Below are 25,506 nucleotides of genomic sequence, written 5' to 3' on the forward strand. Positions count from 1 at the left end.
GGATGTTCAGCCTGGCCTGGACGATGATCGCGGTGCCGCTGCTCTCGGCCGCGGTGCTGCTGCTGATCGGCCGGGCCGGCGACAAGTGGGGCCACCTGCTGGGCACCGCCGCATCGCTCTACTCCTTCGTGATCGGCGCGATCCTGTTCACCCAGATGCTCGCCGACCCGGGCACCCGCTCGGTGAACGCGAAGCTCTACGAGTGGATCGGCATCGGCCCCTGGGATGTCCAGATGGGCCTGCTGATCGATCAGCTGTCCATCCTGTTCGTGCTGCTGATCACCGGTGTCGGCACGCTGATCCACGTCTACTCGATCGGTTACATGGCCCACGACGAGCGCCGGCGGCGCTTCTTCGGGTTCCTCAACCTGTTCGTCGCCGCGATGCTGCTGCTGGTGCTCGCCGACAACTACCTGGTGCTGTTCATCGGCTGGGAGGGTGTCGGCCTGGCGTCCTACCTGCTGATCGGCTTCTGGCAGGCCAAGCCGTCCGCGGCCGCCGCCGCCAAGAAGGCGTTCGTGGTGAACCGGGTCGGTGACATCGGCATGGCGCTGGCGATGGCGACCATGTTCGCCACCTTCGGCTCGGTGACCTACGCCCAGGTGAACGAGGGCGCGCAGGGGATGGCCGAGGCCCAGGGCACCCTGTTCGGCTCCGGTGCCGCCACCGCGACCGCGATCGGGCTGTTCCTGCTGCTCGCCGCCTGCGGCAAGTCCGCCCAGGTGCCGCTGCAGTCCTGGCTGCTCGATGCGATGGAGGGCCCGACCCCGGTGTCGGCGCTGATCCACGCGGCGACGATGGTCACCGCCGGTGTCTACCTGGTCACCCGCAGCCACGCCATCTACGCCGAGACCCCGGTGGCCGCGATGGCCGTGGTGATCGTCGGCACGGTGACGCTGCTCGCCGGTGCCTGGATCGGTACCTCCAAGGACGACATCAAGAAGGCGCTGGCCGGCTCCACGATGTCGCAGATCGGCTACATGATGCTGGCCGCCGGAATCGGCCCCGCGGCGTACCCGTTCGCGATCTTCCACCTGATCACCCACGGCTTCTTCAAGGCCAACATGTTCCTCGGCGCCGGCTCGGTGATGCACGGCATGAACGACGACGTGAACATGCGCAACTACGGCCGGCTGTCGAAGTTCATGAAGGTCACCTTCCTGACCTTCGCGATGGGCTACCTGGCCATCATCGGCGTACCGGGCTTCTCCGGTTCGTTCTCCAAGGACCACATCATCACCGCGGCCTTCGAGTTCAACCTGGTGGTCGGCATCTGCGCGCTCGTCGGTGCGCTGATCACCGCCTACTACATGACCCGGATGATGATGATGACCTTCTGGGGCAAGCGTCGCTGGGTCGAGCCCGATGAGGACAACCCCAACGGTTTCGCGGTGCGGCATCCGCACGAATCGCCCGCGGTCATGACGATCCCGCTGATCATCCTGGCGGTGCTGTCGATCATCGGCGGCTTCCTGCTGAACGGCTTCATCGGCGGCTGGCTCGCCCCGGCGGTCGGCGTCGAGGAGGTGCACGTCCAGGCCTGGTACGAGGGCTTCATCTCCCCGATCGGCATCATCACCATCGTCGCGGTGGCGATCGGTGTGTTCCTCGGCTGGTGGGTCTTCCGCGGTGACGTCCCGGTGTACGCCCCCTCGGGCAATGCGCTGGAGCGGGCCGCCCGCGCCGACCTCTACGGCGATGCGCTGAACGACGCCGTCGTGGTCGGCCCGACGATGGGCCTGGCCCGTGGGATCGCGGAGTTCGACGACAAGGGCGTCGACGGTGCGGTGAACGGCACCGCCGCGACCTTCGGTGGGCTGTCCAGCCAGATCCGTCGCCTGCAGACCGGTTACGTCCGCTCGTACGCGCTGATGATGGTCGCCGGCGCGGTCCTCGTCGGTGCGGTACTGATCCTCGGCCAGCTGGCCTGAGAGAGGGAGAGAGATGAGTTTTCCCTGGTTGACCCTCCTCGGCCTGCTGCCGATGCTCGGTGCGGCCGTGCTGATGATGATCAAGGGCGCGCACGCCAAGGCCGTCGGCATGGTGTTCTCCATCGCCACCCTGGTGCTCGGTGTCGCGATCGCGGTGCTGTCCGGGACGGGCATGCGGTTCGCCGAGCAGCTGCCCTGGATCAAGGCCTTCGGCGCCTACTGGTCGCTCGGCCCCGTCGACGGCATCAGCCTGACGATGGTGCTGCTGACGGTGATCCTGACCCCGATCGTGCTGCTCGCCTCCTGGGACACCGTGGACGCCGACGACCGGTGGAACAGCCACGTCTTCTTCGCGCTGGTGCTGTCGCTGGAATCGCTGTCGCTGTTCGTCTTCCTGGCGACCGATGTGCTGCTGTTCTACCTCTTCTTCGAGGCCACCCTGATCCCGATGTACTTCCTGCTCGGCGGCTTCGGCCAGGCCCGGCGCGGGTACGCGGCGATCAAGTTCCTGCTGTTCGGCCTCGCCGGTGGCCTGGTGATGCTGGCCTCGGTGATCGGGCTGTCGGCGATCTCCTCGGAACAGCGCGGTGCCCCGACCTACCTGCTCAGCGAGCTGACCCAGCTCGACCTGGGCGGCAACGTCGGCCGCTGGCTGTTCCTCGGTTTCTTCATCGCCTTCGCGCTGAAGGCACCGATGGTGCCCTTCCACACCTGGCTGCCGGATGCGGCCGAGCAGGGCACCCCGGGTGGTTCCACGCTGATGGTCGGCATCCTGGACAAGATCGGCACCTTCGGCATGATCCGGTTCTGCCTGGAGCTGTTCCCCGAGGCCAGCCGCTGGGCCTCGCCGGTGATCATCGCGCTGGCGCTGATCTCGATCATCTACGGTGCGCTGGCGGCGGTCGGGCAGAAGGATCTGTACCGCCTGATCGCCTTCACCTCGATCAGCCACTTCGGCTTCATTGTGCTCGGCATCTTCTCCTTCACCACGGTGTCGATGAGCGGTGCGACCTTCTACATGTTCAACCACGCCTTCTCCACCGCGGTGCTGTTCCTGGTCGCGGGCTACCTGGTACGCCGCCGCGGCAGCCAGCAGATCGCGGCCTTCGGGGGCGTGCAGAAGGTGGCGCCGGTGCTGGCCGGGCTGTTCCTGATGGGCGGCCTGTCCTCGGCCGCGCTGCCGGGCATGTCCAGCTTCGTCTCGGAGTTCATGGTGATCGCCGGTTCCTTCGCCAGGCATCCGATCGTCGCCGGCATCTCCACCGTCGCGATGGTGCTGTCCGCGCTCTACATCCTGCTGACCTATCAGCGGATGATGACCGGGCCGGTGACCGATCAGGTCGCCCGGAGCTTCGACGCCGATGGCCGCAGCGACCTGGACGGCCGCGAGAAGTTGGCCATCGCGCCGTTGCTGCTGATCATCCTGGCGTTCGGCCTCTTCCCCAAGCCGATGCTGGACACCATCCAGCCCGCGGTGCAGAACACCATGCAGATCGTCGGCGAGGCTGACCCCGCCGCCCCGCTCGCGAAGGGACAGAACTGATGACGGGTTACCCACCCTCGGTCGAGTACCTGCACATCGCACCGCTGATCGCGGTGTTCGTCGGTGCCTGCTTGGGCGTCGGTCTGGAGGCCTTCCTGCCGCGCGGCAAGCGGGCGGTGCCGCAGATCGTGCTGGCGCTGGTGTCGATGCTGGTCGCGCTCGCGTTCACCATCTACATCTGGTCCCGCGGTGACGGCCTGATCGGCGCCCTGGGTTCGGTGGCGCTGGACGGTCCGACGTTCTTCATCTGGGCGGTCCTGCTGGTGCTGACCATCCTCACCCTGGCCGTGTTCGCCGAACGGCGGATCGGTGGCGGGGCGACCGGGTTCACCCCGCAGGCCGCCTCGGTGCCGGGTACGCCGGCCGAGCAGGCCGCGATCGAGGCCCGGCTGGAGCACACCGAGATCTATCCGCTGCTGCTCTTCGCGCTCACCGGAATGATGCTGTTCCCGGCCTCCAACGACCTGCTCACCATGTTCGTGGCGTTGGAGATCATGTCGCTGCCGCTCTACCTGATGTGCGGGATGGCCCGGCGCCGCCGGCTGCTGTCCCAGGAGGCCGCGCTGAAGTACTTCCTGCTCGGCGCGCTCTCCTCGGCGTTCTTCCTCTACGGCACGGCGCTGATCTACGGGTACGCCGGGGGGTTCACCCTCCGCGAGATCTCCGACTCGCTGGCCACCGGTGCGGCCGGTTCGCCGGCTCTGCTGCTCGGCGGGATGGGGCTGCTGACGATCGGGCTGCTGTTCAAGGTGGGCGCGGTGCCGTTCCACTCCTGGACCCCGGACGTCTACCAGGGCGCGCCGACCCCGGTCACCGGGTTCATGGCCGCCTGCACCAAGATCGCCGCCGTCGGCGCCCTGCTGCGGGTGCTCTTCGTCGCCTTCGGCGGCGCCCGCTGGGACTGGCAGCCGCTGCTCGCCGCGGTCGCCGTGCTGACCATGGCCGTCGGCTCGCTGCTGGCCATCACCCAGACCGACATCAAGCGGATGCTGGCGTACTCCTCGATCGCGCACGCGGGCTTCCTGCTCACCGCGATCACCGGTGCCGCCCAGCCCAGCGCGGGCATCAGCGGCGGGATCACCTCGATCTCGGCGGTGCTGTTCTACCTGGCCGCATACGGTGTCGCCACCATCGCCGCCTTCGCCCTGGTCACCACCGTGCGTGGCGAGACCGGTGAGGTGACCGCGCTGGCCGGCTGGTCCGGGCTGGCCAAGAAGTCCCCGGGCACCGCCGCCGCGATGGCGCTGCTGCTGCTCTCCTTCGCCGGGATCCCGCTGACCTCGGGCTTCATCGGCAAGTGGGCGGTGTTCGTGACCGCATGGCGGGGCGGGTTCGCCTGGCTCGTCGTGGTCGCGGTGTTGATGTCGCTGGTCGCCGCGTACTTCTACCTGCGGGTGATCATGGTGATGTTCTTCTCGCCCGCCGCGGAGGACACCCGGGTGGTTCGCTCCAGCTGGCTGACCATGGGTACCGTCGTTGTCGGATGCGTGCTCACGGTGTTGCTGGGTATCCTTCCCGGACCGCTGCTGGAGTTGGCGGCGTCGGCGCGGGAATTCCTGCGCTGAGGCGTACCGGGAAGGGACGGTTCGGTTGCGTGCGGTGTCACGGGAGGGGGAGGTAGCGGTGCTGCCCAGGGATGAGGCCGTGACCGACGCCGGATTCGCCGATGCGGTCAAGGACCGGTTGGCCGTCATCGAGGAGCGCCTGCTGGAGTCGGCGCGCGCCGACACCCCGATGGTGACCGAGGCCGCGCAGCACATCATCGCCGCCGGCGGGAAGCGGTTCCGGCCGCTGCTGGTGGTGCTGGCCAGCCAGTTCGGCGGCCCGGTCGCCGATGAGGACCTGACCCGGGCGGCGCTGGTGGTCGAGCTGACCCACGTCGCCAGCCTCTACCACGACGACGTGATGGACGATGCCGATCTGCGCCGCGGGGCGCCGAGCGCCAACCGGCGTTGGCAGAACTCGGTGGCCATCATGGTCGGCGACTTCCTGTTCGCCCGCGCCTCGGAGACGGTGGCCGAGCTCGGTACCGACTATGTCGCGCTGCAGGCGAAGACCTTCGCCCGGCTGGTGCAGGGCCAGATCGCCGAGACCGTCGGGCCGAGCGAGAACGACGACCCGCTGGCGCACTACCTGCAGGTGGTCGCCGACAAGACCGGTTCGCTGATCGCCACCTCGGCCGTCTTCGGCGGCATGGTCTCCGGCGCCTCCGCCGAGGTGCTGGCCGCGCTGGAGGCCTTCGGTGAGGAGATCGGGGTGGTCTTCCAGCTCTCTGACGACATCATCGACATCACCTCCACCGAGACCGGGAAGACCCCCGGCACCGACCTGCGGGAGGGCGTACCGACGCTGCCGACGCTGCTCGCGCTGCGCTCCGACGACCCGGCCGACGACCGGCTCAAGGAGCTGATCGGCTCCGATCTGGACGACGACGCCGAGCTGGCCGAGGCGATCGCGCTGCTGCGTGCGCACGCCGCGGTCGAGGATGCCCGGGTGGAGGTACGCCGCCGCGCGGAGGTCGCGCGCGGCTTCCTCGCCCCGCTGCCCGCCGGCCCCGCCAAGGACGCGCTGAACGCCCTCTGCGACCAGGTCGTCACCCGCTCGGCCTGACCGGCCCGGCGGGTCTAGGCTCGGGCCCGGGGACGAGGAGGTCACTGCATGAAACAGGAACGCACCCGGGTGGGGATCGTCGGTGGGGGCCCGGCCGGGTTGATGCTGTCGCATCTGCTCAACCGGCAGGGCATCGAGCACATCGTCGTCGAGTCCCGGAGCCGGGACGAGATCGAGCACACCCACCGCGCCGGGATCCTGGAGCAGGGCTCGGCCGATCTGCTGCTCGACGGTGTCAGTGACCGGATCCTGCGCGACGGCATTCGCCACGACGGGATCGATGTCCGCATCCAGGGCGACTCCTATCCGATCGACTTCACCGGCCTGGTCGGCGCCTCCACCTACCTCTATCCGCAGACCGATGTGTTCATCGACCTGGCCGAGGCGGCCCAGCGGGCCGGCACCGATGTCCGGTTCGGGGTCGGTCCGGCCCGGGTGAGTGAGCTGACCGGACGACCGGTGATCGGCTACGGCACCCCCGGCGGGGACGACGAGGTGCAGATCGAGTGCGACCTGCTGATCGGCGCCGACGGGTCGCGCAGCACCTGCCGGCACGCCATCCCCGAGGACCAACGACGCGCCTACTATCGCGAATATCCCTTTGCCTGGTTCGGAATCATGGCCGAGACCGGGCCCAGTCACCACGAACTCATCTATGCCCGCTCGGCGGCCGGTTTCGCGCTGGTCAGCCAGCGCACCACCGCCCTGCAGCGGCTCTATTTCCAGGTCCCCGTCGGCACCGAACCCGCCGACTGGAGCGACGAGGCGATCTGGCAGACCTTCCGGGATCGGTTGAACCACAACGGGTTCGCGATCAACGAGGGGCCGATCACCGAGAAGGTGGTGCTGCCGTTCCGCAGCTTCGTCTCCGAACCGATGCGCTGGGGCAATCTGCTGCTCGCCGGGGACGCCGCACACACGGTGCCGCCGACCGGTGCCAAGGGACTCAACCTGGCCCTGCAGGACGTCCGGGTGCTGGCCGAGGTGCTCGGCGACTGGGCCGCCGGCGATCCCGGGGCGCTGCAGGCGTACAGTACCCGCAGCCTTGACCGGGTCTGGAAGGCGCAGCACTTCTCCTTCTGGATGACCTCGATGCTGCACAACAATCCCGACGCCTCCGACTTCGACCGGCTGCGGACGCTGGGGGAGCTGCGGATGTTGGTCGAGTCCGAACACGGCCGCGCCTGGCTCGCCGAGGCGTACACGGGCTGGCCGAATGGCTAGGCTCCGGGCATGGAACAACTGACCGCGGTCCAGCTGTCGACGGCGATCCGCAGCGGCGAGATCGGTGTGCTCGAGGCGACCGAGGCGGCGCTGCGGCGGGCCGATGCGGACCGTCACGGGGCATTCGTCGAGGTGGCCCACGAGCAGGCACTGGCCCAGGCCCGGGGACTGCAGGATCGCCTGCGGGACAAGGATTTTCGACCGGGTCCGCTGTTCGGGGTGCCGTGTCCGGTCAAGGACCTCAATCAGGTCTCCGGAATGGTTTTCGAGGCGGGTTCGGCGGTGTACGCCGGGCAACGGGCCGAGCGGGACGACGGGGTGGTCACCCGGATCCGGGAGGCCGGGATGGTGATCCTCGGCAAGACCACGACCCCGGAGTTCGGGCTGCCCTGCTATACCGAACCCGAGGGTCGTCCGGCGGCGGTCACGCCCTGGGATCCGACCCGGATGGCCGGTGGCTCCTCGGGTGGGGCAGCCGCGGCGGTGAGTGGTGGGGTGGTGCCGATCGCACACGGCTCCGACGGCGGTGGATCGATCCGGATCCCCGCCAGCTGCTGCGGGCTGGTCGGGCTGAAACCCAGCAGGGGAAGGATTTCCAAGGGCCCCCATGGTGTGGACGGTGCCGCCATCAGCAGCGACGGCGTCCTCACCCGCGATGTCCGCGACACCGCCGCCGCACTCGATGCACTGTCGACCGGTTGGCCCGGTGATTTCTTCGCCGCACCGGCTGGCGTGCCCGGTGGCTTCCTGGCGGCCTGCGACGAAGACCCCGGGCGGTTGCGGATCGGGGTGCTCTCCGAGCCGGTGATCAGTGATGAAGCGGAGGTGCATCCCGCGGTCACCCAGGCGGTCAAGGCAACGGTACGCCAGCTCTCCGCACTCGGTCACGAGGTCGCCGTCGCCCGGAAACCCTTCGGTGGTGAGGAATGGGCCGCCTTCGGTGACCTGTGGGCCGTCGGCGCGCTGTCGGTACCGGTGCCCGAGGGGGCGGAGGATTCGCTGCGGCCGCTGACCCGCTGGCTGCGGGACAAGGGGCGCTCGTGTTCCGCACTCGGTTTCGCTGCGGCGTACGCCGGGATCCAGCAGATCACCCGGCGTACCGAACAGGCCTGGGTCGGGTTCGATGTGATCCTCAGCCCCACGCTGGCCCAGCCGCCACTGCCGGTCGGTGCGCTGCGCAATGACGCCGACCCGGCCGCCGATTTCGCCGCCCAGACCGATTTCACCCCCTGGACGAGCGTGTGGAATCTGACCGGACGCCCCTCGATCAGCCTGCCCCTGCACACCGCGAGGATCGACGGCGTGGAACTGCCGATCGGGATCATGCTCGGCGGCGGGTTGGGTGAGGAGGCACGGCTGCTCGCGCTCGCCGCGCAGTTGGAGGCGACCGGACCGAATCGGACCCAGCGGACCGAAACTGTCCGCATCGGGTGATGGACTGCGGTCATCCCGACCAAGGAGCCATCATGACCGACCCGACCGCCCTCGATGCCGAACGCCGGATGCTGCTGCAGACCCTTGCCGACCGGCGGCGCTTCCTGATCGGCACCGCCGAGGGGCTGACCGACGACCAGGCGCGGCAGGCGGCCACCGTCAGCGATCTCACCATCGGCGGCATCATCAAGCATGTCGCCGCGACCGAGCGGAGCTGGATCGACTTCGTGCTCGACGGTCCGGACCCGAGCGTCGATTTCATGGCGATGGAGAAGATCGACTGGAACGACCCGTCGACCATCCCGGCCTGGGTGCTGGAGCGGCAGGACGAGTTCACCCTGCGCGCGGATCAGACGCTGAGCGAGATCCTGGCCGGTTATGCGGAGGTGGCCGCCCGCACCGAGCAGGTGGTCACCGAGCTGGCCGACCTCGGCGTCAGCCACCAGCTCCCGGCCGCACCCTGGGATCCGGAGCCGGGCCAGCGCTCGGCCCGCGAGGTGCTCGCCCACCTGATCGGTGAGACGGCCCAGCACGCCGGCCACGCCGACATCATCCGGGAAGCCATCGACGGGAAGAAGTCGATGGCCTGAAGGCTCACTGCGGGGTGGAGCGCAGGGCTTCGATCACGCTGGCCAGATGCTCCTCGATCGCCTGTTCGGCGGCCCGTGGGTCACCGGAGTCGATGGCGGCGATCATCTTGAGATGCTGGGGGAGGGAGACCGACGGCCGACCCGGACGCATCGACAACCGGAACTGGTGGCGTACCATCTGGCCGTTCAGCCCGCGCAACAGGCGGGCCGCCACCTCCTGACCACTGATCCGCTGGATGGTGTCGTGCAGTTCGCGGTTCAGCGCGGAGTAGGTGTCCAGGGCGAGGCCGGAGACCGCCGTCTCCATCTCCTTGCCGATCCGGCGCAGATCGGCCCGCTCCGCCTTGGTCGCGAGCTCGGCGGCGCGGGCGGCGCACAGTCGCTCCAGGGCGACCCGGCATTCGGTGATCTGCACGGCCTCCTCGACACTCACCACCCGGACCCGGGCGCCGCGGCCCGGTACGAGCTCGACGAGGCCCTCGATGGCCAGTTCACCGAGCGCCTCGCGGACCGAACTGCGGGTCGCATTGAAGGTCTCGGTCAGTTCGAGCTCGACCAGACGTTGGCCGGGCACCATGTCTCCGCGCTGGATCGCGTCCCGGATCCCGGCGGACACCACGTCCCGGCCGGGTCGGCCCACCAGTCGATTGTCACTCACCGATGCTCTAGCCATGCTGCGCATCCTCCCATGTCGGGGTCCCGAATCGGGCGGTAGAAGTCAAAAAGTCGAGATTTATTGTCAACAATCGTGTCGATAATCTAGGGTGGGGGTGGTGGTCGGCAGAGGTGCCGACCGGGAGGGGCCTCGCATGATCATCGATATCCACGGTCACTACACCACCGCGCCGGCACCGCTGGCCGAGTGGCGCTCGAAGCAGCTCGCGGCGCTCGACGGCGGCCCCGCACCGCGGCCGGAGGAACTGCGGATCAGCGACGACGAGCTGGCCGAGAGCATCGAGGCGAACCAGCTGCGGCTGATGGACGAGCGGGGCATCGATCTGACGGTGTTCTCGCCGCGCGCCTCCTTCATGGCGCACCATCTCGGTGATTTCGAGACCTCCTCGACATGGGCCCGGATCTGCAACGACCTGTGCGCCCGGGTCGCCGCGACCTACCCCGACCGCTTCGTCCCGGCCGCGATGCTGCCGCAGTCACCGGGGGTGGATCCGGCGACCTGCCTGCCGGAACTGGAGCGCGCCGTCACCGAGCTCGGTTGTGTCGGGGTGAACCTGAACCCCGACCCGTCCGGCGGGCGATGGGATTCGCCGCCGCTCACCGATCGCTCCTGGTATCCGATCTATGAGAAGTTGGTCGAGCTGGAGGTGCCCGCGATGGTGCATGTCTCCACCAGCTGCAATCCGGCCTTCCACACCACCGGTGCGCACTATCTGAATGCCGACACGACCGCGTTCATGCAACTGCTCACCGGTGACCTGTTCGCCGACTTCCCGGAGCTGAAGCTGGTCATCCCGCACGGCGGTGGCGCGGTGCCCTACCACTGGGGTCGGTTCCGTGGCCTGGCGATGGCGCTGGGGAAGGACGATCTGGCCGCACACCTGCTGGGCAACGTCTTCTTCGACACCTGTGTCTATCACCAGCCCGGGATCGACCTGCTGCTGAAGGTGATCCCGACCGACAACATCCTCTTCGCCTCGGAGATGATCGGCGCGGTCCGCAGCATCGATCCCGAGACCGGCCACTACTTCGACGACACCCGGCGCTACATCGACGCCGCGGACCTGGCATCGGAGACCCGGGCCCGGATCGTGGAGAGCAACGCCCGGTCGGTCTATCCGCGGTTGGACAAGCTGCTCACCAACCAGGGCAGGTGAACCTGGTGGTACGCCGGGTCGGGTTGATCGGTTGCGGCGAGGTCGGTCGGATCCTGGCCGAGGAGTTACGGGCGCAGGGGATCGAGGTGGTCGCCCACGATCGCAAGACCGGCGGTGACGCCGAACCGCTGCGCCGGCACGCCGATGATCACGGGGTAAGCCTGGTGGCGACCGCGGCGGATGCGGTCGCCGATGCGGAGCTGGTCTTCAGTGCGGTGACCGCCAGACAGGCGGTGCCGGCGGCGGCCGCCGTCGCCGATGCCCTGGCGCCGGGTGCGCTGCTGGTGGATCTGAACTCGGCGTCACCACAGGCGAAGCAGCAGGCGGCCGCACTCGTCGACGCGGCTGCCGGGCGCTATGTCGAGGCCGCGGTGATGACCAGTGTGCCCCCGCACCGACTGCGGGTGCCGATGCTGCTCGGCGGACCGCACGCGGGTCAGGGCGCGGAAATCCTGCAGTCATTGGGATTCACGCAGGTGACGGCCCACGATGAACGCCTGGGAATCGCGTCGGCGACCAAGTTGTGCCGTTCGGTGGTCATCAAGGGGCTGGAGGCCATCATGGTCGAATCGCTCACCACCGCGCGCGCCTGGGGTGTCGAGGACGCGGTGCTCGATTCGCTCGCCGAGACCTTCCCCGGCATCGACTGGGAGCAGCAGGGTGACTACTTCCTGCACCGCGTCGCCCAGCACGGCCGGCGCCGCAGCGAGGAGGTCGCCGAGGCGGGCGCGATGGTCGCGGACGCGGGCCTTCCGGGTGCCACGGCGGCCGGTGCCGCCGAGGTGCAGGCCTGGGTCGCCGATCGCGCCGACGACGGATCGGTGACCCGTGAACCGGGCCACGGCTGGCGCGAGCTGGCCGATCAGCTGCTGGCTGCGACCCGAGCGCGTGCGGCGGGGCAGGGCTGAATCCTCCACAGCCCTTGACAGCAGCAAAATTGTCAACAATATTGGCGATGGGCAATGCTGCCAATGAAGGGGGAGTTGATGGGAACCGTTCTGGAGGCCGTCGACCTGAGCAAGAGATTCGTGCGGGACGGAACGGCGACCGTTGCCCTGCGCGGTTTCGATCTGCAGCTCGCCGAGGGTGAGTTCACCACGGTCCTGGGCCGCAGTGGCTGCGGCAAGTCGACGATGTTGAACCTGCTCTCCGGGCTCACTCGCCCGACGACCGGTGAGGTCCGCTACGAGGGCCGCCCGCACACCGGCCCCACGGTCGACATCGGATACCTCACCCAGGCGGACACGTTGATGCCCTGGCTCGATGTCCAGCGAAACGTCGAGATGCCGATGGAGCTCCAGCGGATCCCGAAGCAGGAACGGGCTCGGCGAGCTGCCGAGTTGATCGACAAGGTCGGTCTGGCAGGCTTCGAGAAGAGCTATCCGCGGGAACTGTCCGGTGGTATGCGACGGCGGGCAAGCCTCGCTCGGATGCTCGCCGGCGGTGCCTCGACGCTGTTGATGGATGAGCCTTTCGGTGCCCTGGACGCGCAGCTCAGACATGAGCTGCAGACCGAGCTTCTCGAACTGTGGCAGGAATCGCGGGCGACCGTGGTGTTCGTGACCCACGACATCGAGGAGGCGCTGGTGCTCGGCGACCGAGTGGTCGTGCTGGGCCCACTGGGTCGGATCCTCCGCGACGTGCGAGTCCCCCTGCCGAGGCCGCGGGACCTCGATGACGTGCGCGTCGATCCCGCCTTCCTCGAACTGCACAAGGACCTGGCGGCAGCGCTCCGCGAAGGAGCCGTGGCATGACAGCAGATCCCTCGGTTGAGACCAGACCCGATGGAACGGCCGGCTCCGGGCCGCTGCGGGAGAGCCACCGCACCAGCTGGTGGCAGCAGAATCGACGCGGTGCCCTGGTCTGGGGTCTCCGGGTTCTTGTGGTGCTGGTGTTCCTGCTGCTGTGGCAGGTGTTGTCCGGTCCGGTGCTGGACGAGTCATTCGTCAGCCGGCCGAGTGAGATCTGGGCCCGCTTCATCGAGTGGGTGGGGGACGGCACACTCGCCGTGCACACCTGGATCACCTTGCGGGAGATCATTCTCGGCTTCCTGTTCGGCTCGCTCGCCGGCGTCCTGCTGGCCTACCTGCTCGGCTCGATGTACCTGGTCTATGACGTGCTGGAGCCGTTGATCATGGCGCTGTACGCCATCCCGAAGGTCGCGCTGGCACCGCTGTTCATCATGTGGGTCGGCATCGGGCTGGAGATGAAGGTGCTGCTGGCCGCGATCAGTGTCTTCTTCCTGGTGTTCATCAACACGATCGCCGGGATCCGCGAGGTGGATCGCGGACTGATCGATGCCGCTCGGCTGATGGGCGCCGATCGGTGGACGGTGATCCGCAAGGTGATCCTGCCCGCATCCATGTCCGGGTTGCTCACCGGGCTCAAAGTGGCCATCCCGTATGCGCTGATCGGTGCGGTGATCGGTGAGCTGGTCGCGTCCAACCAGGGCCTCGGTTACCTGATCAACAACGCCGCCGCCCGCTTCGACACCGCTGGTGTCTTCGCCACGCTGATCGTGCTCACCGTCCTGGCCGCGGTGCTCAACTTCGCGGTGGGTCTGCTGGCGCGCCGAGTCAACCGCTGGAAACCACTGGCCCAGGCCGAGTGAAGGAGACGTCCATGAGCATCAATCGAACCGCCATCACCAGGCGTACGCTGCTCGGCTCCGCGGTCGGTCTCTCGGCCACCGCCCTGCTGGCGGGCTGCGCCAAGAAGGGCGGGGCCGCCTCGGTGAGCGACACCGGGATTCTCAATGTCGGCCAGATCTCCGACTCCGTCGCCTTCTTCCCGCTGCACGTCGCCGAACAACAGGGGTTCTTCGAGGCCAACGGGGTGAAGCTGGGTGAGCGTCCGCGGCTGGGCACCGGTGCCAAATTGGCGGCCGCCCTCAAATCCGGGGCCATCGACCTGGCCGCCGGGGTCACGACGGACGCCTTCAACCTCTATGAGGTGGACAAGACCGCGCGGCTGACCGCCGGGCTGGTCACCGAATACTACGTCGATGTGGTGGTCGGGAATGACTTCGCAGGGCCGGCAGAACAGGCACCGCTCAATGATCGCGTATCGGCCCTGGTGGGCAAGAAGATCGGCATCACCGGCCCCGGTTCGGGTACCGAAGCGTTGCTCGTCCACCTGTTCCAGCAGATCGGCAAGGACGCCAACAAGGATGCCACCCTGGTGAATCTCGGTGCGGCGACCACGGCCGCCGTCGGTGCCCTCAAGTCCAAGCAGGTCGATGCGCTGTCCTTCTTCCAACCGATCGGACAGGTCGCCGCGGGGGAGGGCACCGGCAAGATCTACATCTCACCGCAACGCGGGGATGTTCCCTCGCTGGCGGGCGTGGTGCATGGCTGTGTGTTCTCGACGACCGCGGTCCTGGATGCGAAGAAGACGATGGTCGACGGGTTCAACAAGTCGATGGACCAGGCGCTGCAGTTCATCCGGCAGGACAAGGACACGACCCGGACGCTGCTGAAGTCCTATCTGCAGGGGACCCCCGATGGCGTCATCGACTCCCTGCTCGCTCTGCTGCCGGAGGAGATGTCCGCATCGCACGCGATCAGCCGGGCGGCGTACGACAAGAGCAAGGACTTCCACATGCAGACGGGGCTGGCCAAGAACCCGCCGGACTTCGCCACCTTCGTGCCGCAGGCCTCCCAGGCCTGAGAACGCGTCCAGACGATGGGCACCGCGAACCCATCAGCTCCACCGCGAACCCAATGCATCCGGCGTGGCGTGGGTTCGCGGTCGATGCAATGGGTTCGCGAACGCCGACCAGCTGCGACCACACCCAGATGAGGCGAGGGACGGTCGCGCGGGGTTCATCTCGACACGGCGGCCATTGCTCCGCTGCGCTGCGCATGTCCGCCTACTCGATGAGCGGGCGGTTCATCTCGACACGGCGGCCATTGCTCCGCTGCGCTGCGCATGTCCGCCTACTCGATGAACGTGCCATTGCTCCGCTGCGCTGCGCATGTCCGCCTACTCGATGAACGTGCCATTGCTCCGCTGCGCTGCGCATGGCCGCCTACTCGATGAACGTCAGTCGGTGGCTTCGGCGAGGAGCAGCTCGGCGAGGGCGTCGGGGGCGGTGACCATGGCCTCGTGGCCGGTGTCGATCTCCCGGGTGCGCATGCCGCGTACGGTGGCGCGTTCGGCCTGGTCGCGGAACACCCGCTGCCAGCCGACGCACTCGATGAAGGTGCCCGGCACCTCGGCGCCGGCGCCGGTCAGCGACAGCCGATCGGTGAAACAGCGGTAGGGGTGCGGGGTGAGCCGTGGGGTCAGCCAGTCGAGGTCGGCGGGATCCTCGACACCCATCGCCGACAGCTTCCGGGGCGGGATCAGCCACCCGAAACCGGCCTCGGCCACCGACTCGGCATAGTGGCCGGCGATCCGTTCGGGCTGCAGGTCGGTCGCGGATTCCCCATCCTCACCGAGAAAAGCGTCGAGATAGACCCGTCGAGCGATGCGGTCGGGGATCCGGTCGGCCACCCCGGAGACCAGCATCCCGGCGTAGCTGTGGCCGACCAGCAGCACCTCGCGCAGATCGTGCTTCTCGATCAGCTCGACGACATCGATCAGGTGGGTCTCCAGCCCCATCGCCGGGTTCACCAGGTGCGCCCGATCGCTCACCCCGCTCAGCGTGGGGGCGTACACCTCGTGACCCGCGGCCCGCAGCTGCGGGGCGACCCGATCCCAGGCCCACCCGCCGTGCCAGGCGCCGTGCAGCAGGACGATCACACTCATCGCGCACCCGCCTGACGCTCGGCGGCCTCGACGCAGTTGCGGAACAGCATCGCGATCGTCGTCGGACCGACACCACCGATCCGCGGGGTGATCGCCCCGGCGACCTCGGCCACCGATTCATCCACATCGGGCAGCAGCTTGCGGCCCTCGTAACGTACCCCGCCGCCGACGACGACCGCACCGGGGCGGACGTGCTCGGGCTGCAGGATCCCCGGTACGCCGGCGGCGGCGATCACGATGTCGGCCGCGCGGGTGTAGTCATCCCAGTTCGGTACGCCGGTGTGCACCACGGTGACCGCGGCGTTCGCGGTCGGCCGCTTCTGCGACAGCAGCAGCGCCAACGGCCGGCCCAGGGTGGTGCCGCGGCCCAGGATGCACACCCCGCGCCCGGACACCTCGATGCCGTGGAATGCCAACAGGGCTTCGATTCCGGCCGGTGTGCACGCCACCATGCCCGGCATGCCGAGCGCCAACCGGCCCATGTTCACCGGGTGCAGGCCGTCCACGTCCTTGTCCGGATCGACCGCCAGCATCGCCGCCTCGAAGTCGATCTGCGGCGGCGTCGGGTGCTGCAGCAGCACCCCGGTGACCTGCGGGTCCGCGTTCAGGCTGCGCACCGCCTCGAGCACATCGGACTGGGTCGCCTCGTCACCGAGGTGGATGTGCGGTGCGGTCATGCCGAGTTCCTCGGCCTTGTCGATCTTCATCCTGATGTAGCCTGCGGAGGCGCCGTCGGAGCCGACGAGCAGCGTACCCAGCCCCACCGGGTGGCCGGCCTCGCGCAGCGTGGCGATCCGCGGGCGGAGATCTTCGAACACGGCATCGGCGACCGGGCCGCCGGGAAGAAGTTGTGCGCTCATTTCCCACACACTAGGCAGTTCTGGGCGTTCCGAACGCGGACTACGTCATTTGTCGCAGGCCATTCCATCCCATTGTCCGTCGCGGGGGGTGCGGCGATTGCGATGTGCTGGATCACGGCGAGGCATGAGCCCGCCACCGAAGCATCGAGGCTCGGACGCGATCCGGGCGCACGGAGGTTGACGATGGACACTCTCAAGGACGCGATCCAGAAGGCCGGTTCGCCGGTCGAACTGCTGCGCAACAAGGCCGCCCGGGCCGCGACATTCCCCGTGGCCCCGGAGTTCACCAACTGGCGCTCCGAGCAGGCCGCCTGGCGGACCACCGCCGCCCTGCTCGATCAGTCGCACCACATGACCGATCTCTACATCTCCGGTCCGGACGCGCTGCGGCTGCTGACCGACTTCGGCGTCAACTCCTTCGCCAAGACCGCCCCCGGCAAGGCCAAGCAGTACATCGCCACCAACGGTGACGGTTACCTGATCGGCGACGCGGTGCTGTTCCACCTGGAGGACGAGCTGTTCGACGTGGTCGGCCAGTCGACGGTGATCAACTGGCTCCAGTACCAGGCGGAGAAGGGTGGCTACAAGGTCGACCTGGAGCGCGACGAGAACTCCATGGACCGCCCCTCCGGCCCGCCGAAGACCTACCGCTACGAGATCCAGGGCCCGGTCGCCCTGGAGATCATCGAGAAGGCCAGCGGCACCTCGGTCTCCGACGTGAAGTTCTTCAACATGGCCGATGTGACGATCGCCGGCCACCGGGTCCGCGGGCTGCGGCACGGGATGGCCGGGCAGCCGGGACTGGAGATGTTCGGGCCCTGGGAGGAGCGCGACGCGGTCCTCGAGGCGCTGCTCACCGCCGGCGAGGAATACGGCATGGTGCGCGCCGGCGCCAAGGCGTACGCCACCGCGAACCTCGAGTCGGGTTGGGTGCCTGCGGTGGTGCCCGCGATCTTCGGCGAGGCCGAGGCCGGCTACCGCGAGTGGCTGCCGGTGAACCAGGTCGCCTCGCTGGCCGGCAGCATGGACTCCGCCGAGATCAGCGACTACTACGTCACCCCCTACGAGATCGGCTACGGGCGTTCGGTGAAGTTCGACCACGACTTCCTGGGCCGCGAGGCGCTGGAGAAGATGGCCGACCAGCCGCACCGCGAGAAGGTCACCCTGGTCTGGAACGCCGACGACGTCGCGGCCGCGATGAAGACGCTGCTGGAACCGGGCACCCCGGCCAAGTACATGGAACTGCCCAAGTCGCGCTACGGGCTCTACCAGCACGACAAGGTGCTCCGCGACGGCAAGCAGGTCGGCGTCTCCCTCGATGTGGGCTACATCAACAACGAGCACGCCTTCGTCTCGCTGGCCACCGTCGATCCCGATCTCACCCAGGGCACCGAGGTCACCGTGGTCTGGGGCGAGCAGCCGAACTCGAAGAAGCCGCTGGTCGAGGAGCACCGCCAGATCGAACTCCGTGCGACCGTCGAGCCGTGCCCGATCGCGCAGGGGACCCGGGCCAGCTACCGGGCGTCCTGATCATGGGGATGCGGATGACCGAATCCTCCACCCGGGTGCCGGGGCCTGCTGCCGCCCCCGCACCGGTGACGCTGTCGCAGCTGGCCCGCAACGTCAGCTTCGAGGTGATGCCCTTCGCCAAGACCGAAGGGCTGGTCCTCGAGCACGTGCCCACCGAGGTGCCCCTGTCGATCACGGTCACCGAGGCGAAGGGCCTGGAGCCCACCCTGGCGCTCACCGAACGTCTCACCCAGCAGGGATACCGGGCGACACCACACCTGGCTGCCCGGTTGTTCACCGGTGATCAGCAGGTCGCCGAGGTCGCCGATCGGCTGACCGAGGCGGGCGTCACCTCGATCTTCGTGATCGGTGGCGACGCACCCGAACCGGCCGGTGAGTTCACCGACGCCCGCGGCCTGCTCGACTCGCTCGAGCGGCAGGGCCGGCGGTTCGAGACGGTGAGCATCGGCGGTTATCCCGAGGGGCACGCCAAGATCGACGACGCGACGCTGAGCGAGGCGCTGCGGGCCAAGGCACCCCATGCCAACGGACTGATCACCCAGGCCTGCTTCGATGCCAAGGTGCTCGGCGCCTGGGCCGCCGATGTGGCCCGGGACGGGATCTCGCTGCCGATCAAGGTGGGGCTCCCGGGCCCGGTGAATCGGCAGAAGCTGATCCGGATCTCGGCCGGTCTCGGCCTCGGCCAGTCCGCGCGATTCCTGGCCAAGCAGCAGAACATGGTGTGGCGCTTCCTGCTGCCGGGGGCGTACGACCCGATGAAGCTGGTCAAGAAGCTGGGTGCGGTCACCGCGCGTACGCCGACCCACATCGCCGGGCTGCACCTGTTCACGTTCAACGAGGTCGCCGGTGCCGAACGCTGGCGCCAGCGGCTGCTCACCGCGACCCGGGAGGGGCACTGATGGCAGAGGAGAAAGCACCCAACGACATGGTCGACCACGCCCGGCTGGTCGTCCAGGGAGATGACCGGCCGGGGATCGTCTCGGCGGTCTCGGGACTGGTCACCGAACTCGGCGGCAACATCGTCTCGCTGGCCCAGGCGACCTCGGACCCGTCCGGCGGCCGGTTCTTCCAGCGCACGGTGTTCTATCTGCCCGACCTGGCCACCCGGCTCGCGGAGGTCCAGGCGGCGGTCGACGAGCGGCTCGGGCAGGGGCTCGGGATGGACGCCCGGGTGGTCGAGGCGCGCAAGCGCAAGCGGGTGGCGATCTTCGCCTCCAAGGCCGACCACTGCCTGCTGGACCTGCTCTGGCGGCAGCGGCGCGATGAGATCGAGATGACCGTGCCGATGGTGATCTCGAACCATCCGACCCTGGGTGACGACGTCCGCGGCTTCGGGATCCCGTTCTTCCACATCCCGATGACCAAGGAGAACAAGCCCCAGGTCGAGGCGGAACAGCTCAAGCTGCTCGCCGGCAACGTCGATCTGGTGGTGCTGGCCCGCTACATGCAGGTGCTGTCCGGCGACTTCCTGGAGCAGGTGGGGGTGCCGGTGATCAACATCCACCACTCCTTCCTGCCGGCGTTCATGGGCGCGAATCCCTATCAGCGTGCAAAAGACCGGGGCGTCAAGCTGGTCGGGGCCACCGCGCACTACGTCACCGAGGACCTGGACGAGGGCCCGATCATCGAGCAGGACGTGACCCGCGCCTCGCACGAGGACAGTGTGAAGGACCTGCAGCGCAAGGGTGCCAGCGTGGAGCGGGGCGTGCTGTCCCGCGCCGTCGCCTGGCACTGCCAGGACCGGGTCTTCCGAGACGGCCACACCACCGTCGTCCTCTGAGACCGTCTCGTCCCGCCGTCGAAGGTCAGGGCGGCGGGACGAGACCTTCACGGACCGCGGCCAGGGCGGCCTGGGTCCGTGAATGCAGGCGCAGCTTCTGCAACACATTGCTGACATGGGTACGCGCGGTCCGCTCGCTGATCACCAGTTCCTTGGCGATCTCCTTGTTCGACCGGCCGTTGGCGACCAGGGTCAGCACCGTCCGCTCCCGTGCGGTCAGCGACCGGATCCCGGTGTCACCGCCGGCCGAGCCCCGCGTCAGCCGACGGGTGATCGCCGGATCGAGGAACACCTCATCGCGCATCGCCGCCCGGATGGCGGTGGACACCTCATCGGGGTCGGCGTTCTTGAGCAGGTAACCGGCCGCACCCAGATCGAGCACGGCGCGGACCCGCTCCAGCTCCCCGAAACTGGTCAGCACCACCACGCGTACGCCCGGATGCCGGGTCCGGATCCGCTCGGTCGTCTCCACCCCGTCCATGCCGGGCATGATCAGATCCAGCAGCACCACATCGGGGCCCTCGCCCCGGGCAACGGCCTCGGCCAGGGTGGCGAGCGCGGCCTCCCCGTTCTCGGCCTCGCCGAACACCTCGATGTCCTCCAGCAGTTCCAGATAGCTCCTGATGCCGCGGCGCACCACCGCGTGATCATCGACGATCAGCACCCTGATCGGCCGGTCGGCGTTCATCGGGCGCCCACCCCGGGTTCGGTGTCGATCGGTACGCCGGTGGTCGCCCAGGACTCCCGCGGCGGCATCCGCAGCCAGGCCCGGAGTTCGGTGCCGCGCACGGTTCCGGGGCCGATCGTCAGGTCGCCCTGCCAGCGCTGGGCCCGCTCCCGCATGCTGTGCAGACCGATCCCGCCGCCGGCGGCATCGGAGTGCTCGGTGAGCCCACGGCCGTCATCGACCATCGTGATCCGCAGCAGATTGCCGGTGGTCCCGACCCGGGTGACCGCGGTGCTCGCGGCGGCGTGTTTGGCCACATTGTGCAACCCCTCGGCGATCAGCAGGTAGGCGTCCTTGGTCACCTGCTCGCTGATCGTCTCGCCGAGGCCCGGCTCGAGGTCCAGTTCGATGCGCAACCCGAACCGCCTGGTGATGCCGTCGGCCAGCTGGTGCAGCGCGTCGGCGAACTCGGTGCCGGTGATGTGGCGCTCGTCCACCATCGCGCGCAGATCGTCGAGCACGTGCCGTGCGAGCTCGCCGACCTCACCGGCCAGCCGGGCGACCTGATCCGGCGCCGGGGCCGTCGTGCCCTTCGCCAGCAGCTCCAGGGACCGGGCCTGCAACCCGATCGAAAACACCTGCTGAACAACGGAATCGTGCAGATCGCGGGCCAGCTCGACGCGCTCCTGCTGGCGTACCGTGGCACGTTCGCGATCCAGCAGGGCGGCGAACTCGACCGCCACCGCGGCGTGATCGGCCATTGCCAGCAGGAACTCCCGCTGCCGGCGGCCGATGCCCTGTCCCGGTGCCAGGAAGACGTTGAGCACGCCGGCGATCCGGCCACGGATCAGCAGCGGCATGCTGGCCCAGCTGTCCCAGTTGAGCTCGCGCAGGTAGTCGTGCAGCGGTGCCCAGTCGGGATTGTTGAGGGCGGAGTCACCGCGATGCTGGGTGATCACCGGCTCGCCGCTGCGCAACACCTCGAGCATCCGCAATCGGGCGCCGCGCCGCTGGCAGGCCAGCAGCCGATCGAGGAAGTCGGGCCAGCGGCTGAAACCGGCGGACCCCATCAGCCGCAGATAGTGCCCGGATTCGTCGACGGTGAAGATCTGTACGCCGGGCAGGGCGTCGGTCTCGACGATCTCCGCGGCCAGGGCGTTGAGGGTCTCATCCAGCGGCCCGTGGGCGGCCAGATTCGCCGCGGCACGGGCCACCGCGGCCAGCCGCCGCTGCTGGTGCGCCGGCACGGGCTCGGCCGGGGCGGGCGGATCGCCGGGTGCAGGGGCCATGCTTCATCGTCGGCCGCTCCGAACTGGCTGTCAACACGCCGAGACACAAAGTAATTGAAGAAATTGTTGACAATAATGGTGACGCTCTGAAACCATCGCAACTGGAGCCGGGGACCCCGGGCGACCAGCCAGCAGACGCCATCTGTGACCGGCCGCTTCCCGTTCCTTTTCAGGTGCTCAACGGAGAGGCGCAATGATGGCGGATCAGGTGCAATCGATGGAGTCGGTGCCCACACCGACAGCGCGCGAACGCGCGCGGGTGCTGGGTGCGAGCTTCATCGGTACCACGATCGAGTGGTACGACTTCTTTCTCTACGGGTCCGCGACGGCACTGGTCTTCGCACCCCAGTTCTTCCCGTCGAACGACCCGCTGGCCGGCACGCTCGCCGCCTTCGGCGCGTTCGCGGTCGGCTTCGTGGCCCGCCCGGTGGGTGGCATCGTGATGGGCTACTTCGGCGACCGGGTCGGTCGCAAATCCATGCTGCTGCTCTCGATGATCATGATGGGTGCGGCCACCATGCTGATCGGGCTGCTGCCCAACTATGCGGCGATCGGTGCCCTGGCGCCGGTGCTGCTGGTCACCCTGCGGTTCGTCCAGGGCCTCGGTGTCGGCGGCGAATGGGGTGGGGCCGCGCTGATGGCGGTCGAGTACTCACCGCCCAAGCGGCGCGCCCTCTACGGCGCGATCCCGCAGACCGGCGTACCCGCCGGGATCATCCTGGCCAACCTGATCTTCATCGGGATCAGTGCCGCGCTGGCACCCGAGGCCTTCGCGGCCTGGGGCTGGCGGATCCCCTTCCTGGTCAGCGGTGTGCTGATCCTGGTCGGGCTCTACCTGCGCTTCAAGGTGGCGGAGACGCCATCCTTCCGGGAGGCCGAGGACGAGGGCGAGATCTCGCACAACCCGCTGCTGGACCTGCTCCGCAACCACACCCCGGCGGTGCTGCTGGGCGCGCTGATCTCCCTCGCCGCACCAGTGATCGGCTATCTGAGCGCGGTCTTCATGCTCTCCTACGGCACCCGGACGCTGCAGATCCCCTCGCGGACCATGCTGTGGATCGTGGTCGGTGTCGCGGTGGTGCAGCTGATCGCGACCCCGTTGTGCGCGGTGATCGCGGACCGGATGGGCCACAAGCGGTCCTTCATCCTCGGTGCGGTGCTGGTCATCCTGTGGGCCGTGCCGATGTTCAAGCTGGTCGACACCGGCCGGCCGGGACTGATCCTGCTCGCCCTCGGCGTGGCCATGTTCGTGCAGGCCTTCATGACCGGCCCCCAGGGTGCCGTGCTCGCCGGGGTGTTCCCGACCAAGGTCCGCTACAGCGGCGCCTCACTGTCCTACCAGATCGCCGCGGTCTTCGGCGGTGGCATCGCACCGCTGGTCGCCACGGCGCTGTTGGGTTCCTTCGGATCCACCTTCTACATCTCGCTCTACGTGGCCGGGCTGGCGGTGATCAGCCTGATCGCAGTGCTGGCCCTGCGCTTCGGATCCCACGCGGATTCGTGACCGCCCCAAAACCTCAAGCAGTGAAGGAGTTCAGATGACCGCAATCTCGCCCAACCGCCTCAAGGTGGCGCAGAGTGACGAGCTGCCCGAGGGTGGTCGGATCGTCGTCGACATCGGCGCCACCACCATCGGCGTGTTCCGCACCAAGAACAAGTTGTACGCCTACCGCAACACCTGCCCGCACCAGGGCGGCCCGGTCTGCCAGGGCCTGCTCATCCCGCGGGTGGTGGAGAACCTGGACGACCAGAAACGCGCTATGGGAATGAGTTACGACGAGGACCAGCTGCACATCGTCTGCCCCTGGCACGGTGCCGAATATGTGGTCGCCACCGGCGAGCACGTCTCGGTGCCGCGGATGAAGCTGTCCGCATTCCCCGTGCACGAAGAGAATGGTGAGATCTTTGTCGAAATCTGAGACCGCCGCAGAGGGCTCCCGCTTCGCCGGGATCGCCGATCAGCTGCGCGAATACGTCGACGGGGTGCTCGCCGGCGAACCGGATCTGCTGCGCGGAGAAGAGCTGCAGCAGGTGATCACCGATGTGATCAGGCTCTACGTGATCGCCTCCGACCTGAGTCAGGGTGCCGACGACTGGACCTTCGACGCCAATGAGGTGGCGCCGACCGATGTCGTCCGATTCGTGCACGCGCTGATGAAATCCCAGGACCTCAATCCCTTCGACCTCGCGCTGTGGTTCTCCCGGCTCGAGGCCGCCCAGCACTCGTGAGGAGCAGAGAGACACCCATGCTGAAGGAACCATCGAACACCGCGACCCACCGCGAGACCCAGCAGATCACGGTCTCCACCGACTCGCGTGAGATCTTGGCGAACGCCCGCAACGAGGCCGAGTTCTTCGGTCTGGACGACTACTTCATCGTCGATGTCGACTCCCACCACGTGGAGCTCGACTCCTGGTCGGAGATCATCGACTACATCGAGGATCCGGTGCTGCGCGATGTCGGCCGCCGACACATGCAGGACTGGCCGATGGGGGAGAGCGCGCTCAGCGGCTTCACCCCCGGCCTCACCTTCCAGGACGTCGGCGGGCGCATCCCGCACCAGGCCCAGCTCGGTGAGGAGGTCACCGAGACCGACGTGCACCGCGACGTCACCCTGATCCGCCGGGCCATGGACTCGATGTCCATCGACGTGCAGGTGGTCTTCCCCCAGCCGATGCTCGAGATCGGTCTGCACCCGAGCCCGGAGATCGCCGGGAACCTGATGCGGGCGTACAACAAGTGGTTCACCGAAACCGTGCTGGGCACGGACAACCGGATCAAGACGATGCTCGGTCTGCCCTTCGAGGACGCCGAGGAGTCGCTGCGCACGATCCGGCAGTACCACGACCATCCCGATGTGATCGGCTTCCTGGTCACCAGCCAGCGGCACGTCGGTGTGCACAACAACAAGTACATGCCGGTCTATGCGGAGCTGGAGAAGCTGGGCATGCCGCTCGGCTTCCACGCCGGCCCCTCCTGGAACGACTCGATGACCAAGTCGATGAACCGCTTCCTCTCGGTGCACTCGATGTCCTTCGTCACCTGCAACATGACCCACCTGACCAACTGGATCGTGAACGCGCTGCCCGAGCGCTTCCCCGACCTCAAGGTGATCTGGATCGAGAGCGGGCTGGCCTGGCTGCCGTTCATGATGCAGCGGCTCGATCATGAGTACATCCTGCGGACCTCGGACGCGCCCGGGCTGAAGAAGCTGCCCAGCGAATACATGCGCGAGATGTACTACACCTCGCAGCCGCTGGAGGTCACCGATATGCGGCTGCTGCAGAGCACCTTCGAGGCGATCGATGCCGACAACACGCTGCTCTACTCCTCCGACTGGCCGCACTGGGACTTCGACGTGCCCGGCCGGATCATGACCCTGCCCTTCGTCTCCGACCAGGGCAAGCGCAACATTCTCGGCGAGACCGCTCGCAAGATTTTCAACCTGGACTGAGGAAACGAT

Annotated in this window: 24 protein-coding genes; 19 read left to right on the plus strand and 5 right to left on the minus strand. The window is 68.1% G+C overall.

Annotated elements, in window-relative coordinates:
- Window positions 1-2 precede the first annotated feature (2 nt).
- The 7 genes from nuoL to C8D81_RS14400 all read left to right on the plus strand — a co-directional run bounded on the left by nuoL (window position 3) and on the right by C8D81_RS14400 (window position 9,332).
- Window positions 3-1,931 (plus strand): NADH-quinone oxidoreductase subunit L, encoded by a 1,929-nt coding sequence (gene nuoL / locus C8D81_RS14370; protein WP_166646828.1) that lies wholly within the window; start codon window positions 3-5, stop codon window positions 1,929-1,931.
- Between the two features lie 13 nt (window positions 1,932-1,944).
- The gene (locus tag C8D81_RS14375; protein ID WP_094359508.1) at window positions 1,945-3,474 is read left to right on the plus strand and encodes an NADH-quinone oxidoreductase subunit M; all 1,530 of its coding nucleotides are present in this window, start codon (window positions 1,945-1,947) and stop codon (window positions 3,472-3,474) included.
- The gene (gene nuoN, locus C8D81_RS14380) at window positions 3,474-5,039 is read left to right on the plus strand and encodes an NADH-quinone oxidoreductase subunit NuoN (protein WP_094359510.1); all 1,566 of its coding nucleotides are present in this window, start codon (window positions 3,474-3,476) and stop codon (window positions 5,037-5,039) included. Before C8D81_RS14375 ends, nuoN begins: the two co-directional genes overlap by 1 nt.
- Window positions 5,040-5,118: 79 nt before the next feature.
- A complete protein-coding gene (locus C8D81_RS14385) occupies window positions 5,119-6,084 on the plus strand; it encodes a polyprenyl synthetase family protein (RefSeq protein ID WP_229117733.1) in 966 nt (321 codons plus the stop codon).
- A 48-nt stretch (window positions 6,085-6,132) separates the two neighbouring features.
- A complete protein-coding gene (locus C8D81_RS14390; RefSeq protein ID WP_094432717.1) occupies window positions 6,133-7,308 on the plus strand; it encodes a 4-hydroxybenzoate 3-monooxygenase in 1,176 nt (391 codons plus the stop codon).
- Window positions 7,309-7,317: 9 nt separating this feature from the next.
- Complete coding sequence (locus tag C8D81_RS14395; RefSeq protein WP_094432715.1) at window positions 7,318-8,742, plus strand: amidase; 1,425 nt, start codon at window positions 7,318-7,320, stop codon at window positions 8,740-8,742.
- Between the two features lie 32 nt (window positions 8,743-8,774).
- Window positions 8,775-9,332 carry a DinB family protein gene (locus C8D81_RS14400; protein ID WP_094405504.1) on the plus strand — a complete coding sequence of 186 codons (558 nt, stop codon included), beginning with the start codon at window positions 8,775-8,777 and terminating at the stop codon, window positions 9,330-9,332.
- Between the two features lie 4 nt (window positions 9,333-9,336).
- Here C8D81_RS14400 and C8D81_RS14405 read toward each other — a convergent pair whose 3' ends face one another.
- Complete coding sequence (locus C8D81_RS14405; RefSeq protein ID WP_229117843.1) at window positions 9,337-9,990, minus strand: GntR family transcriptional regulator; 654 nt, start codon at window positions 9,988-9,990, stop codon at window positions 9,337-9,339.
- 151 nt (window positions 9,991-10,141) lie between these two features.
- Here C8D81_RS14405 and C8D81_RS14410 point away from each other — a divergent pair, with 151 nt between their 5' ends.
- From C8D81_RS14410 to C8D81_RS14430, 5 genes are all read left to right on the plus strand, one after another.
- On the plus strand, window positions 10,142-11,164 hold the full coding sequence (locus C8D81_RS14410; protein ID WP_094405506.1) for an amidohydrolase family protein: 1,023 nt from the start codon (window positions 10,142-10,144) through the stop codon (window positions 11,162-11,164).
- A complete protein-coding gene (locus tag C8D81_RS14415; protein WP_094405507.1) occupies window positions 11,161-12,072 on the plus strand; it encodes an NAD(P)-dependent oxidoreductase in 912 nt (303 codons plus the stop codon). Before C8D81_RS14410 ends, C8D81_RS14415 begins: the two co-directional genes overlap by 4 nt.
- Before the next feature lie 78 nt (window positions 12,073-12,150).
- Complete coding sequence (locus C8D81_RS14420; RefSeq protein WP_094405508.1) at window positions 12,151-12,918, plus strand: ABC transporter ATP-binding protein; 768 nt, start codon at window positions 12,151-12,153, stop codon at window positions 12,916-12,918.
- Window positions 12,915-13,775 (plus strand): ABC transporter permease, encoded by an 861-nt coding sequence (locus tag C8D81_RS14425; protein ID WP_094404036.1) that lies wholly within the window; start codon window positions 12,915-12,917, stop codon window positions 13,773-13,775. The genes C8D81_RS14420 and C8D81_RS14425 overlap by 4 nt, the downstream gene beginning before the upstream one ends.
- 11 nt (window positions 13,776-13,786) lie before the next feature.
- Window positions 13,787-14,833, plus strand: a complete 1,047-nt coding sequence (locus tag C8D81_RS14430) for an ABC transporter substrate-binding protein (protein WP_094405510.1) — start codon at window positions 13,787-13,789, stop codon at window positions 14,831-14,833.
- A 375-nt stretch (window positions 14,834-15,208) separates the two neighbouring features.
- Here C8D81_RS14430 and C8D81_RS14435 read toward each other — a convergent pair whose 3' ends face one another.
- Window positions 15,209-15,916: an alpha/beta hydrolase gene (locus C8D81_RS14435; RefSeq protein ID WP_094405511.1), complete on the minus strand. Its 708-nt coding sequence runs from the start codon at window positions 15,914-15,916 to the stop codon at window positions 15,209-15,211.
- Complete coding sequence (locus C8D81_RS14440; protein WP_094405512.1) at window positions 15,913-16,776, minus strand: bifunctional 5,10-methylenetetrahydrofolate dehydrogenase/5,10-methenyltetrahydrofolate cyclohydrolase; 864 nt, start codon at window positions 16,774-16,776, stop codon at window positions 15,913-15,915. Before C8D81_RS14440 ends, C8D81_RS14435 begins: the two co-directional genes overlap by 4 nt.
- Before the next feature lie 183 nt (window positions 16,777-16,959).
- Here C8D81_RS14440 and C8D81_RS14445 point away from each other — a divergent pair, with 183 nt between their 5' ends.
- Genes C8D81_RS14445 through purU form a run of 3 tightly spaced genes read left to right on the plus strand, consistent with a single transcriptional unit; the run spans window position 16,960 to window position 20,086 of the window.
- Window positions 16,960-18,306: a hypothetical protein gene (locus C8D81_RS14445; RefSeq protein ID WP_208109294.1), complete on the plus strand. Its 1,347-nt coding sequence runs from the start codon at window positions 16,960-16,962 to the stop codon at window positions 18,304-18,306.
- Between the two features lie 14 nt (window positions 18,307-18,320).
- Entirely contained in the window at window positions 18,321-19,205 is an 885-nt protein-coding gene (locus C8D81_RS14450) for a methylenetetrahydrofolate reductase (protein WP_208109295.1), read from the plus strand.
- Entirely contained in the window at window positions 19,205-20,086 is an 882-nt protein-coding gene (gene purU / locus C8D81_RS14455; protein ID WP_208109296.1) for a formyltetrahydrofolate deformylase, read from the plus strand. The genes C8D81_RS14450 and purU overlap by 1 nt, the downstream gene beginning before the upstream one ends.
- Before the next feature lie 25 nt (window positions 20,087-20,111).
- On the opposite strand, the gene C8D81_RS14460 is transcribed toward purU, so the two are convergent.
- Together C8D81_RS14460 and C8D81_RS14465 are read right to left on the minus strand one after the other, a co-directional pair.
- Complete coding sequence (locus C8D81_RS14460) at window positions 20,112-20,774, minus strand: response regulator (RefSeq protein WP_133626295.1); 663 nt, start codon at window positions 20,772-20,774, stop codon at window positions 20,112-20,114.
- A complete protein-coding gene (locus C8D81_RS14465) occupies window positions 20,771-22,042 on the minus strand; it encodes a GAF domain-containing sensor histidine kinase (protein WP_094359534.1) in 1,272 nt (423 codons plus the stop codon). The genes C8D81_RS14460 and C8D81_RS14465 overlap by 4 nt, the downstream gene beginning before the upstream one ends.
- A gap of 217 nt (window positions 22,043-22,259) precedes the next feature.
- Here C8D81_RS14465 and C8D81_RS14470 point away from each other — a divergent pair, with 217 nt between their 5' ends.
- From C8D81_RS14470 to C8D81_RS14485, 4 genes are read left to right on the plus strand one after another with little or no spacing between them, the layout of a single operon-like run.
- The gene (locus tag C8D81_RS14470; protein ID WP_166646822.1) at window positions 22,260-23,546 is read left to right on the plus strand and encodes an MFS transporter; all 1,287 of its coding nucleotides are present in this window, start codon (window positions 22,260-22,262) and stop codon (window positions 23,544-23,546) included.
- Between the two features lie 34 nt (window positions 23,547-23,580).
- The gene (locus C8D81_RS14475; RefSeq protein ID WP_094359538.1) at window positions 23,581-23,961 is read left to right on the plus strand and encodes a Rieske (2Fe-2S) protein; all 381 of its coding nucleotides are present in this window, start codon (window positions 23,581-23,583) and stop codon (window positions 23,959-23,961) included.
- Window positions 23,948-24,271: a hypothetical protein gene (locus C8D81_RS14480; RefSeq protein WP_094359540.1), complete on the plus strand. Its 324-nt coding sequence runs from the start codon at window positions 23,948-23,950 to the stop codon at window positions 24,269-24,271. Before C8D81_RS14475 ends, C8D81_RS14480 begins: the two co-directional genes overlap by 14 nt.
- A gap of 17 nt (window positions 24,272-24,288) precedes the next feature.
- Window positions 24,289-25,497, plus strand: a complete 1,209-nt coding sequence (locus C8D81_RS14485) for an amidohydrolase family protein (protein WP_094359542.1) — start codon at window positions 24,289-24,291, stop codon at window positions 25,495-25,497.
- Window positions 25,498-25,506 lie beyond the last annotated feature (9 nt).

The organism is Enemella evansiae (assembly GCF_004362375.1).
Taxonomy (GTDB): domain Bacteria; phylum Actinomycetota; class Actinomycetes; order Propionibacteriales; family Propionibacteriaceae; genus Enemella; species Enemella evansiae.